The organism is Mesocricetibacter intestinalis (genome assembly GCF_004363295.1).
GTDB classification, from domain to species: Bacteria; Pseudomonadota; Gammaproteobacteria; order Enterobacterales; family Pasteurellaceae; genus Mesocricetibacter; species Mesocricetibacter intestinalis.
Map to the genome: position 1 here is coordinate 22,439 of NZ_SNYQ01000004.1, position 12,641 is coordinate 35,079.

7 protein-coding genes are annotated in these 12,641 nt (G+C 48.5%); 3 read left to right on the forward strand and 4 right to left on the reverse strand.

Features of this window, described 5'->3' with window-relative positions:
- Positions 1 to 8: 8 nt before the first annotated feature.
- The 4 genes from tamB to EDC45_RS06215 all read right to left on the reverse strand — a co-directional run bounded on the left by tamB (position 9) and on the right by EDC45_RS06215 (position 9,369).
- The gene (gene tamB / locus EDC45_RS06200; RefSeq protein WP_133544571.1) at positions 9 to 4,022 is read right to left on the reverse strand and encodes an autotransporter assembly complex protein TamB; all 4,014 of its coding nucleotides are present in this window, start codon (positions 4,020 to 4,022) and stop codon (positions 9 to 11) included.
- A 65-nt stretch (positions 4,023 to 4,087) separates the two neighbouring features.
- Positions 4,088 to 5,848 (reverse strand): autotransporter assembly complex protein TamA, encoded by a 1,761-nt coding sequence (gene tamA / locus EDC45_RS06205; RefSeq protein WP_133544572.1) that lies wholly within the window; start codon positions 5,846 to 5,848, stop codon positions 4,088 to 4,090.
- Between the two features lie 264 nt (positions 5,849 to 6,112).
- Positions 6,113 to 6,739: a response regulator gene (locus EDC45_RS06210; RefSeq protein ID WP_133544574.1), complete on the reverse strand. Its 627-nt coding sequence runs from the start codon at positions 6,737 to 6,739 to the stop codon at positions 6,113 to 6,115.
- 104 nt (positions 6,740 to 6,843) lie between these two features.
- Complete coding sequence (locus tag EDC45_RS06215; protein WP_133544576.1) at positions 6,844 to 9,369, reverse strand: class I adenylate cyclase; 2,526 nt, start codon at positions 9,367 to 9,369, stop codon at positions 6,844 to 6,846.
- 276 nt (positions 9,370 to 9,645) lie between these two features.
- Between EDC45_RS06215 and hemC the strand changes: the two genes are divergently transcribed.
- The 3 genes from hemC (at position 9,646) to EDC45_RS06230 (ending at position 12,640) form a co-directional block, all read left to right on the forward strand.
- Positions 9,646 to 10,575 (forward strand): hydroxymethylbilane synthase, encoded by a 930-nt coding sequence (gene hemC / locus EDC45_RS06220; protein WP_133544578.1) that lies wholly within the window; start codon positions 9,646 to 9,648, stop codon positions 10,573 to 10,575.
- 2 nt (positions 10,576 to 10,577) lie between these two features.
- Positions 10,578 to 11,324, forward strand: a complete 747-nt coding sequence (locus EDC45_RS06225; protein ID WP_133544580.1) for a uroporphyrinogen-III synthase — start codon at positions 10,578 to 10,580, stop codon at positions 11,322 to 11,324.
- A gap of 62 nt (positions 11,325 to 11,386) precedes the next feature.
- Positions 11,387 to 12,640, forward strand: a complete 1,254-nt coding sequence (locus tag EDC45_RS06230) for a uroporphyrinogen-III C-methyltransferase (protein ID WP_133544582.1) — start codon at positions 11,387 to 11,389, stop codon at positions 12,638 to 12,640.
- Position 12,641 lies beyond the last annotated feature (1 nt).

Sequence of the window (12,641 nt, forward strand, 5' to 3'; positions counted from 1 at the left end):
ACCTACTCTTAAAATTCAAATTGGTATAAAAGATCCACCGCCTGATTCACTCCGGTAACGGACTGCAGATACAACTGCGGAAATAATTTATAACGTACGGTAAATTCCGCCAGCCCGTCAAATAAGCCCACCCCGTATTTTACCTGTAAGCGCGGGGTAATATTACCGCTGACAACCACCTTAGAGCTATCTCCCACGCCGGCGGTACCCAGATTCAGATCCTGAATACCGAAAGCCTGTCCGATACCGCCCACGGCCTTACCGCTTTTCGCCAATCCCATTCCCAGCAATGCGGCACCGATAGAGCCGCCGGAACCGGCTTCGCCGCTGTTTTCCAAGGAGCGCCCGGTCAGAATATAGGATAGCGCCTGATCCTGCGGCATTCCCGGTTCGGAGAATACGGTAACCTCCGGCGCCTCCGCCACACCTATTACCTTCACACCGGCCACTACCGAAGTGTCTTCCATGGCTTCAGGGTTACGAATCGCTTCAATATTCAGCATAGGCTGCGAAGGCAGACCGGAAAAACTGATTTGCCCTTTACGGATAATCAGATCCTGACCGAAGGAAGCATAACGACCGTTCTTCAAATCGATTTGACCGAACAAGCCTAAATCCCCGTTATCCTGGCGCACTGAAAGCAAACCCTGCAGATGCGTATTCAAACCGTAGGCATTCAGCGTAACATCATTACCGATATGGATTTTTAAATCGGATTTAATCGCCATCCCTGAGGATTGCGGTAATTTCTGCGGAACCGCACTTCTTCCCCGATTAGCCTCCAGAATCACTTCATCGCTGCTGACCGATACCGCACTTTCCGGCAGATTATCAATTTCCAATCTTGCCCAAGGAATCTCCGCCAAACCGGAAAGTTCCAGCAGTTTCGGCGAAGCTTTCATTTCTACGTTCGGGCTGATTTTAAGCTTTCCGATAGAAGGAATATCCAGTCTGAACTGATCGGCACGGGCATGAACCCGGGTATTCCAGTTCTCTACGTCCTTCCAGTTTGCTTCACCGCTAAGTTCCAGACGACTGTCGTCATTACGCAGTTCTCCGCGCAAAGAGGAGCTGTTACCCTGAAATTGCAGGGTCAGGCTGCTGTTTTTCAACTCAAAGGGCATAGACTGAATGGATGCGCCGAGGGAAGCGATATCTACAGAACCCTTGAGTAAAGGTTTATTCAGATCACCGCCCAGCGTCAACGCGGAACGGATTTCGCCGGAAACGGACTCCCCGCTTCTGAGCAACTGATTGAGTAACGACAAATTCAGCCGTTCAATTTTAAAGGTACCACCTAATTTACGCCCGCCGGCCAGATCCTGCAGCTTCAAATCGGCGCTGATATTTCCGTTATTGCGAATCCGGATATCGGATTTTACGCCCAGATTGTTATCGGCAAGCTGAGTATTAAGATTGAGTTCGGCAACCTCGAATCTGAAGGTTCGATAATCGACTTTCTGCGCAAAACCGAGATTGCTGCCCTGAACCTGCATATCAAAACGCAGCGGCTTATCGCTAAACCATTGAACCTTACCTTTACTTTGTAAACGGCCTTTTAGCGTTTCCTGTTCGATAAGCTTATTTACCAGCGCCAAATCCGCCTTTTTAATTTCAAAGGGAACACTGCCCTCCAAACCGGCGTTAAAGGACTGCGGGAAGCAAAATTCGACATCGGGATTCGTCCAACAATGGGCGGATACTTCGGCGTTAATCGCTTTGTGGTCGTAATTGATACTAACCTCATTGTTTTTAAAACTTCCGGCGGGAGAAAAAATCTCCGTTTGGCTTAACTTACCTTTCCAGCGCTGACTCGCACGATCAAAACTGCCGTTTAAATCAAGGCGGGCGGCCACAGGTTCGCCCTCGGAACGCAAATGCAGTTCATGTTGCCCTTCATTTCCCTTTGCGCTCAATTTAGCGCTGTTCAGTCGGATATTTTCGCCATAATTCAGCGCCTCCAGAGCAATATCCAGATTACCCTGAATCTGCCCCGCCGAGCTGATATTCCCCTTTGCGGTAAAGGCATTCAGACGCAGATCTTGAAAACGAATATTCGTCCCCTTAAGATCAACGGCCAGATCCGGAGCGCTCAACTCTCCGTTCAGAGAAGCCTTACCGTACAAGGAAGCATTCAGGGTCGGTAGCAATCCTTGCAGATTCGGCGCATCCACATTTAGGTTAAAGGCGGATGCCCGTCCCAGCACACCGCCGGCACTGAGTTTATTATTGCCATAGTTCAGCACAAATTCGGGGACATTTAACAGGGTTTCGCTGCCGCTGCTGAGGGCGCCTTTCAGATTCAGGGGTTTACCGCTGACACTGCCCTGAATATCAATCAGCGGAAAATCCGCCTGCCATCTATTATTAGCCTGCATACCGGAAGAAATAATCCGACCTGACAGCAACGCCGGGAAATCCTTTACATAAGCGCTTAAATTCAGTTTGTTCAAATCTGCCTGCGCCTGCCAGCCTACGCCTTCCCGCCATTGCACCTCGCCTTTCAGATCAATACTGCCCTTCAGTGCATTAAGCCGGAGCTTTTCCAGCTCGGCACGATAAAGTTTTCCCGTTGCGGTTAAATCCAGCTGCGAAGGTGAAATCCCCATACCCTGCGCCTTGCCCTGCAAAGCAAGACGATAATCGATTAAATCGCCCTCAATATCCAGTTTCAGATCATTGATTTTCAGGGGATCGACGGAATCGAAAGGATAACTGGCGCGTTCCACCCTAAGTTCGAGCTTTAACGGCATTTTCTCTTCGGCCAGCTTCACCTGCGCATTTAATTGCGCCTGCAAAGCACCCGTTATATGGAGCTTCAATTCGGTTTGTCGGCGTAATTGCCCGGCCAGATCCAGTTCAAGCCGGGTTGCCGGCAAGAGTAGTTCATCGGCATATTTCAGCTCCCGAATATCCGCATCAAGTCTGAATGCTAGCGGTGATTCGCTATCCAGCCGCCAATTTCCGACGGCGCTAATATCGCCCGCAGAACTGTTCAGGCTCAACTCATTCAGGCGTACCTGATTATCCGCCGCATCGGCCTGAATTTTGAGCTTGTTCAGATGAATTTTCTGTACCGTTTTTTCATTAACAATATTCTCGTACAACCAATCCTTGGCCTGTAAATCACGGATATGTATATCCAGCGGTAAAATCAGTTCTCTTTCTTGAGTAAGGAACGGCTTAGTTAAATTCCGTTCCAGCAAATCCCAGTCAATCGGAGCGGCGGCTTGTTCCTGCACAGGAAGAGATTCCGCTTCCTTATTGTGAGTAACCGCTTCCTTCTCGCTATCCGAACTCAACTGCTCAATTTCCTGCTTGATCTGCCGGGCCTTCGCCTCTATTTGCGCCGCACTCATTTGATTTTTTCCCGCGGCATCGCTCTGCTCGAGCATCAGTTCCTCATCTGTTTCCCGACGGACGAAATGCAGCTTATCAATGGTCGTCGGCAACAGGGTCAGACCCTTTTGATTATCTAAGGTCAGTGCGGTTTTAAACTGTGCCAGTGCGATTTGATTATTGTCGATATCGAGATGGAGATTTTCCACCGCAAGATTATCCAGACCAACGGCAATAGGTAAAGAAATGCGCCGTAACGGGCCGCTATCTTGAGTTTCCGCTTCATCGGAAGGGGGAATTTGGGTGGTATCGATTGAAATTACCGGCTGATTCAGGCTGAAATCCCCGATACAGAGGCGAGCCCGCCATAAACAGGAAAAATCCAGTTGCAAACGGGTATTTTCCACCAGAACATCAATACCCGGCGATTGAAAACGCAGATTATGCAGCTGCAACCCCCGACCTAAGTTACCGCTAACCTGTTCGATTGAAAGCGCCTCGCTGAATTTATCCGCCAGACGGATCAGCCCCTGCTGTCCGCTCTGGGTACTCAGCGTTAGGACTAAGGTTAGGACGGGAATAATAACCAATACCGCCACACCCCATAAAATGCGGCCATATAGTTTCTTCTTCGGTTTGCGCGTTTGTGTTGTCTGTTCCGTACTCTGTTGCTTTTCAGTCATTATCCAATCGTATTCCTGTCTTTTTACGCCAAGCCGCTAACCTGAACTAACGGCAAAATATAAAATTATAATTCCGAACCCAGGCCGATATAAAACTGTAGGTTTTTACTGTTATCCTTATCCCGAACCGGCGTGGCGACATCCAATTTCACCGCACCTACCGGCGATGCCCAACGAACGCCGATACCCGCACCGTAACGTAGCTGATCGGTAGAATAACTGTCGGCGGCAAGTCCGCTATCGACAAAAGTCGCCAACCACCAGTCGGGAATCACCTGGTACTGGTATTCCAGAGTCGCCGTAGCCAAACGTGAAGCGCCGACATATTTTCCCTTATGATCCTTAGGCGAGATTTTTTTGTAGCCATAACCTCGTACGCTGCGATCCCCCCCGGCAAAGAAACGCAGGGCCGGCGGAATACGCTTTAATTCATTCGTATGCAAATAACCGATTTCGGCACGGGTAAGAATGCGATGATTGTCGGCAAAGGTTTTAAGCCAGCCGGCGTTGACCCGAATGCGGTAAAAATCCACATCGGAAATAAAAAACTTTTTCGCATAATCAAAGGTAGCGGAAACAGTGTCCGCCCGGCGCGGGAACAGCCCGCCGGATAAACGGGAACGGGTTACCGAAGCTGTAGGATAAAACAGCAGGGTCTTATCTTCCACGTCCGCCTGGGTAAATTTATCATAGCGTACGCGCGCACCGAAAGAATACTGCCAGCCGGTAGGATGATTCCAGTAACGCAATGCGGCGCCCGTAGCCGCTAAAGATTTGGTATCGTTTTTATTTTCGTTTTCCACCCCGGCCGCATATTCATAATAATAACGGGTCGGGTTTTTCAGCAGGGGAATTTTATAGGTCGCTTCAAAGGTTTGTTTCGGTGAAGATAAATACAGGTCGGAACGCAAACTATGTCCGCGGCTGTTAATCCAGGGGCGCACCCAACCGAGTTGTAAACGGGGGCCCACATCGGAGGAATAACCTATCCCCACTTCCATGCTGTTTTTCTTTTTCGGATAAGTCAGCAGTTTTAAATCCACGGTTTTGCTTTCAGCATTCAGCTTCGGCTCCACCAGCACCGACTGAAACCAGCCGCTGGAGGTATAAATATTGGTCATAGCCGAAACCTCATTAATCAAATAAGGCTGCCCGGATTGGATATTCAGCATATTACGCAAATAATCCGTGCGGATTTGAGAATGGCCGAAACTGATTTCGCCGTAACGGTAGCGTGTTCCGCTATCGAAACCGATTCGCCACCAACCCTGATTGGTGGAAGGCATCACTTCCAGCTGATGGAGGAAAAAATCCGCATCGAAATAACCGCGCTGAGCCGCCAGCTTTTGTAAACCGCTTTTATAATCCTCGTATTCCTGATGGGTTAAAATAGCCCCGGATTGAGGAATTTTCTTATTTAGCTGATGAAAGGCTTCGTCTTTTTCGGCATCGCCGCGGATTTCCACATCCGTCGCTTCGATTCTGACCGGCTGACCGGCGGCCACATCGGCAATCAACAGTCCCTTACCCTTACCGCCGGGCTGTAAATTAAAATTCACGCGAATATTATAGTAGCCGTAAACCCGCAAGGCTTTATCGATAGCCTCGCCGACCAGTCGCTGGTAACGCTCGGATCCGTCCGCTTCTTCTTTATCTATGGCAGCCAGATAAAGGCGAACGTTTTTATTCGCATTTTCACCTTTAATCCCGGTAACTTTTAATTCGACCTGTTGTGCGGCAAAACCATTGGTGGCAATAAGACTCAGTGAACATAATATGCCCAGGTTTGCAGCTAAGCGGATTATTTTATCGCTGAAAGTTTTCACACCTGTTTCCTTAATTAAAATGGCTTTAGTTTACCTGTTAAAAGCGGGTTTTAGCAATGCAACGGACAATAAAATTTAGCGGGAAAAAACAGGCTTGCGGTCGAAAAAAAATGCAAAAGAAAATTTCAACTCCGCCGCCCGCCGTAAAAAAGTGCGGTACTTTTTTACGGATTTTTTCAGCCGGCTCTTCGTGCTTGATTTAAATAGAAAAAAACCGCACCCTTAGGCACGGTTTTCCGCTGTTATAGCCGCAATATCTCCGCTTTACCCCTTGTATTCCAGATACAATACGGTAGCGGCGACGCGGGAATGAACATTCAGCTTACGCAATAAATTCCGGATATGTACCTTCACGGTTTCTTCCGAAATAAATAACTGTGCGGCAATTTGTTTATTCGATAAACCGGTAGCAATAAGCTGCAATACATCCATTTCGCGATCGGTCAGACTATGAATCGGATTTTCGCAGGCGTGCTGCTGTAACAGCAGGTTTTTAATCGAATCGCTTAAAATAACTTCCCCTTGTGCCACACTGCGGATTTGCTCCAGCAGCGTATCGGGTTCCGTATCTTTTAACAGGTAGCCGTCCGCACCTGCATCTATTAATGCGTAAACATCGGCTTTCGAATCCGATACGGTCAGGATCAGGATTCGCGCGTCCACTCCCTCGCGGCGTAAGGCTTTCAAGGTGTCCAAACCGGACAACCCTTTCATATTCAGATCAAGAATTATCAGATCGGGCGACATCCGCAACGCCAGTGCAATACCTTCATTACCGTTACCGGCATCGCCGATGGTTTCAAAACTATCGTCCAGTTCTATCAGTTGCTTAATGCCGCGCCGCATCAAAGGATGATCATCAATGATTAAAACTTTTGTTTTTTCTGTCATGACATTGACTCCCTATAGCCTTTACCCCTGCTCAGGGGAAAAATAGTCGGAACGGTGGGTAATTTTAAGCAATAATGCAAGCTAAGACAAATGATTCGCTGCACTTATTCCGTTCCATTACTTTGAAATAAGCTAATCCGAGTTTCCCGCCCTTCTTCCGTCAGGCGGTAAAACTGCGGATAATTGAAATCTCGCTGGATAATTTTATAGGGATTATTGTTCCTATCAATACCCGAAGCATTATAAATACGATTGATTTCGCGGATTTTCTGCTCTTTCACCCCATCGCAGTTACGATAGATCTCTATGCGATTCGCCTCGTCCAGTAAATACACATTAAAAGAACCGTCGGGATTATCTTCAAAGAAAAACTGCAGAAAACCTTCGCTGGCAAAGCTGTCAATTTCCGCCGGATAGCGCTTGGAAGCGGAGTCCGTGCTTGTTGTCGGCGGCGGAGATTGCGGCGGTTGCGGCGTTTTTTCCTCAATGTTACGATGCAAAGCGGAATCCAGGGCGCGTTCCTGCGGCGCGCTGACCTCATCGATTTCCTGCAAGCTGATCCCCCGTTCCTCAAAGAAAAACGCCCAGTTTTTACCCGCCACCCGCAGCAAATTATTCGTATGCGAAGGCTGGCTGGTACCCAATTGAATACTGATACATTTATTCACCAAAATCGCCACAATATTACGCAATGCCCGCCGATAATGCTGGCTGTAGCAAACTACATGCACGGACTTCGGCGATGCCGCCCCCTGATAGATCTTATTGGACAACACTTTCAGCGCAAGCAAAATAGCATTCTGCCCGGTAAAATGCAGGGTACGCACCTCATTCCATAAATTCCGGTAAATCAGATCAATGCTGCCCACCAAATTTTCCTCTTCCGGACCGAAATTAAACAGATCCCTCTGTTGCAGAGAGCCTTTCTGCTGGAGCAGATTTTTGGTCGGATCCGAAACCAGATTAACCGCCACAATCAGCTGACGGATTTCACAGGGGTGATTTAATTCTTCATTGGTAGCGGGCGGTACGCTGACCGGAAAGAACAAACGTAAGTCCGTTACAAATTCCCGTAGGGTTTCTTGGCTGATATTGGCGCTGAAAATATGCAATTCGGTATTGGCGGTAAGCAAACCGTTAAAATAAGCCCAAGCAACCAGTTTGTGCAAATTGGGATTATATTCGGTATAACGACTTTGCCCCATTTCATCTATGCTCGGCGCACGATTAACCACATACCAGCCCGGCTTCAAGGCCGAAGAACCGCCCTTTTCCACTTCGATAAAGGTAAGATGGGGTTCGGAAAGATCGATGGAAATCTGCGGATTCAGTAGGGTAACCTTCCCCGGCAGTTCTTCAAAGGCAATGTAGAGTTTTCGGGTCAGAATGCTGATATCTTTCGGCGCGATGCTGGCATTGACTTTATGTTTACGCGCAAACTGCACCAGATGACGGTAGCTCAGCATCATTACGCGTACCAAACTATCATAGGCGGCCTTCACCTGCTTTATTTTCCACAAGGGCCGGTGATTCAGCTCCTCAACCAGCGCCGGCGACCATTGCCAGCTGCGCACAAGATCCGCCAACATATCCAGACGCCAGCTCGGCTTCGGGTTATACCATAAATCTTCGGTGGCTTTAATGTAAAAACAGCGTCGGATAAATTCCAGACGCTTAAAATCCTTCTGGTGCAGCAAATAGGCGGTCGTTCTTTCCAGCATGGCCAGATAAGGATCGAATAAATGATTTTCAGTACGATCGGTAAGCAGATGATATTTGAAATCACAGGCGATCAAATGGGTATTCGGATATTCCCAGGAATAGGACTCAAGTAACAGAATCTTTATCGCCGCCTTATAGGGAGCGTCTATCCCCTTGTACAGTTGCCAAAGGCTGGCACCGAAATATTCATTGGCGGAAAAAGAGCCTAGCCCGCCGAAGTCGACCCATTGTTCGGGATCTATAATTTTTTCCCCTATTAGGCGGGTCACCTCCGCTTCGTAATCCTTTTCATTTGTTACCAACAGGTGCATCCATAGCAGGGGTTTCCCCGCCAGGCGAATAACGGAACGATAAAACTCGTCCAGCAACAGCATATATTGTGCCGAACCGCAGTTTTCCGCACTCATTTGATCCGCATAGCGGAAGCAACGAAAGCGGTTTTGATCCATCGGGAAAAAATTAATTTCAACATCCTGACCTTTAGCCCAGGCTTTTAAAGCCTCGGCTTTCTGTTCCAACAGCTGTAATTGAACTGCGCTTAAATCCGCGCGATGGCAAATCCAGATATCGATATCCGAAGAGGCGGTCTGAGTAATGGAAGAAATACTGCCCATACTGTACACCCCGTGAATATCCGCTTGCCGCTCGGATAAAAGCAAACTCGCCGCCTTATCCATAGGGAGAGAATTCAGATAATTCTGATGATAAGGGGATAATTCAAAGTTACAAATACCCGTAGGCGCATCAGGGATATAACCCGGTAAATGCGGCGTATTGAAATGTAAAAGCAAGCTGATCAGCTGAAATACATGCTGAAATTCTTCCGATGCGCCCGATAACGCGCGAATAGTGCGAAACCGGTCGAGATCCGACACTTGCTGTTTGGCGAATTCAAGGTCGTACTTCAAAAAATATTCCAAAAAGATGAGGCACTCAAAGGGCATACTCTACCACTAGCACCGGGTGAAAGCAAACCCGAAGCGCCGCCGCCTTTTCCCTGCAGCAAAGGATAAAAATAAGCCACGGAAAAGAGATTAGAAAGAACGCGGACAGAAAAAATCGGGCATAAAACGACCGCACTTCCGCCCCCATATTACCTAGGATTCCATGCAATTAGCGCCTGACATTCAAAACCAATAATGATAGGATAAGCCTATTTAACGAAAATCAAGGGCTTACCCCATATGAAGAATAACAGCCTGAAAATCGCAACCCGTCGCAGCCCGCTGGCACTGTGGCAGGCAAATCACATCCGCGAACTTTTGCTCCGACATTATCCGAGTTTAAAGGTAGAACTGGTTCCTATGGTTACCAAGGGCGATATCATTTTAGATACCCCCCTAGCTAAAATCGGCGGCAAAGGCCTGTTTGTCAAAGAACTGGAACAGGCATTATTAAACGAAGAAGCGGATATCGCCGTACATTCCATGAAAGACGTACCTATGCAGTTTCCCGACGGGCTTGGCCTAGGCGTTATCTGTCGGCGCGAAGATCCGCGCGATGCCTTTGTGTCCAATCAATACCGCAGTTTTGAACACTTACCTCAGGGGGCGGTAGTGGGAACCTCCAGTCTGCGCCGTCAGTGTCAGCTAAAACAATACCGCCCCGACTTGGATATCCGCTCTTTGCGCGGTAACGTAGGCTCCCGTTTAAATAAACTGGATCAAGGGGATTATGACGCCGTTATTCTGGCCGCCGCCGGGCTTATTCGCTTAGGTATGGCGGAACGTATCGCCGATTTTATCGCCCCGGAAGTTTCCTTACCCGCAGCGGGGCAGGGCGCAATAGGGATTGAATGTCGCAGCGATGATCAAGAAGTACGGCAACTACTGGCTCCCCTGGCGGATGCCGAAACCGCCGCCTGCGTTAGCGCCGAACGAGCAATGAATAATCATCTTCAGGGCGGTTGTCAGGTACCTATCGGTGGTTACGCCCAGTTGCATAATAATGAAATCTATCTGCGCGCATTGGTGGGAACCACAGAGGGTTCACTTATCCTTCGGGCCGAAGGGCGCAGCCCGATACAGGATGCGGAAGGCTTAGGAATCCGCATTGCGGAACAGTTATTACAGCAGGGGGCCGATAAAATTCTGCAAGCCCTTTATCAGGATTAATTATGGCTGTATTGGTTACCCGTCCCGGTGAACAAGGTGAAACGCTGGTAAAAATGCTGAATAATATCGGCATTGCCGCTCTGCACCTGCCATTGTTCAACATCAACAGCGGCGAGCAACTAAACCAATTACCAAATAAAATCAGTGCGCTGAACGCCGGGGATTATGTGTTTGCGGTATCTAGAAATGCGGCGGATTATGCCGCTCAAACCCTAACCAATGCAGGGTTCCGCTGGCGCGAAGATTTAGTCTATTTCAGTGTCGGACGGCAAAGCGCCGCCCATTTATCCGCCCTTAGCGAACAACCGGTACATTATCCCTGCGGGCAGGAAAGCAGCGAAGGATTACTGGCTTTAAGCGCCATGCAACGGCTAGAGGGTAAACGCATTCTTATCCTGCGCGGTAACGGCGGACGAGAATATTTTGCCGAACAAGCCGCTTTACGCGGCGCACAAACGGAAACACTGGAATGTTATCGTCGCCAACCGATAGAATATGATAATATTCAGCAGACCAGTATTTGCAAACGTGCCGGTATTCAAACCCTGATCGTTACCAGCGGCGAAATTTTAAACTCACTGATAGCCTTTGTACCCGAAAGCGAATACGATTGGCTGAAACAATGCCGGTTGATTACCGTCAGCCGCAGAATCGAACGTGAAGCAATCGCTTTCGGCTGGCATAATACGATTATCGCCGCAGGCGCGGATAATAACAGTCTGCTGCAAGCCGTTTTAACGGCAAGCTAAACTATTTTCCGGCCATTGCGGGAATAATCACTTAACAGATCCTATTTCAGAAGGTTATGAACATGACAGACAAGCAAACAGAAAATGCGGATATCCTGCCAGATGAACAAGGGCAGACCCCCGAAGTTCCTGAAACCGGCACGGCAACCGCAACGGAAAAGGTGGTGGTGAAACGTAGCGGTACGGGATTAAGCCTGCTGGCATTATTAGTCGCCTTAGGTATCGGCGGCGCAGGTTTTTACCTCGGGCAGCAACAAGTAACGAAAATCGAGCAAAAACTGACCGCACTTGAAAGCGGCAACCACTCTAGCGGCGATATCGATTTAACCCAGGAACGCGAGCAGCTCGCCCGTTTACTGGAAGAAAACCGTGCCGGTAACGCCAAAATTGAAAATTTTGAACGCCAACTGGCAGAAAAAGAACAAACCTTGGCGGAGCTACGTACTCAAATCGACAAGATACGTAATAGGGTCAAAGCCGAACAACCGAGCGACTGGTTATTATCCGAAGCGGATTTTCTGCTGACCAGCGCCCTGCGTAAAATCGTACTGGATAACGACGTAGATACCGGTATTTCGCTGCTAAAAGTTGCTGACGAAGTGTTGGAAAAAGTTTCCGATTCCCGTGTGGTTCCGGTGCGTGCGGCAATTAATAACGATTTAAAACAGCTGCTGTCGGTAAATAACGTGGATCAGAATGCCATTATGCAGCGTCTTTCCCAGCTTGCTAACACAGTGGACGAACTGGCGGTAATGAATGTAAACTTCGCCGAATCGACCCAAGAGGACAGCCAAGTATCCGACTCGGTTACCGACTGGCAGTCAAACCTGAAAAAAAGCGCGGCTTCATTCCTCGATCATTTTATTCGCATTAGTCCGAAAACGGCGGACAGTAAAGAATTACTGGCGCCGAATCAGGATATTTATTTGCGCGAAAATATCCGTCTGCGCTTGCAAATCGCTATTCTGGCGGTGCCGCGTCAGCAAAATGAATTGTATAAACAGTCGCTGGAAACCGTGGCTTCTTGGGTCAGAACCTATTTCGACACCAATACCGAAGTGGCGCAGGGCTTTCTGAAAAGTATCGACGAACTGGCGGAACAGTCCGTCTATATTGACGTACCGGAAAAACTAACCAGCCTGAGCGCACTGGATAAGGTATTAAACAAACCGGAAACGGAAGTGAAAAAAATATCATTGTCGGCGGACAAAGGATTAAGCGAAGAACATCCGGCTCCTGCTGCGGCGGAACAACCGGCCGAAGAACAGCTGCCTGCTCCGGCAGAACAACAGCCTGCCGACACTAAAGCGCAATAAT

Excerpts from the sequence above, each read along its gene's own strand:
- EDC45_RS06225 (WP_133544580.1), top strand. The coding sequence starts at position 10,578 with ATGGCTGTATTGGTTACCCGTCCCGGTGAACAAGGTGAAACGCTGGTA.
- hemC (WP_133544578.1), top strand. The coding sequence starts at position 9,646 with ATGAAGAATAACAGCCTGAAAATCGCAACCCGTCGCAGCCCGCTGGCA.
- EDC45_RS06230 (WP_133544582.1), top strand. The coding sequence starts at position 11,387 with ATGACAGACAAGCAAACAGAAAATGCGGATATCCTGCCAGATGAACAA.
- EDC45_RS06210 (WP_133544574.1), bottom strand. The coding sequence starts at position 6,739 with ATGACAGAAAAAACAAAAGTTTTAATCATTGATGATCATCCTTTGATG.
- tamB (WP_133544571.1), bottom strand. The coding sequence starts at position 4,022 with ATGACTGAAAAGCAACAGAGTACGGAACAGACAACACAAACGCGCAAA.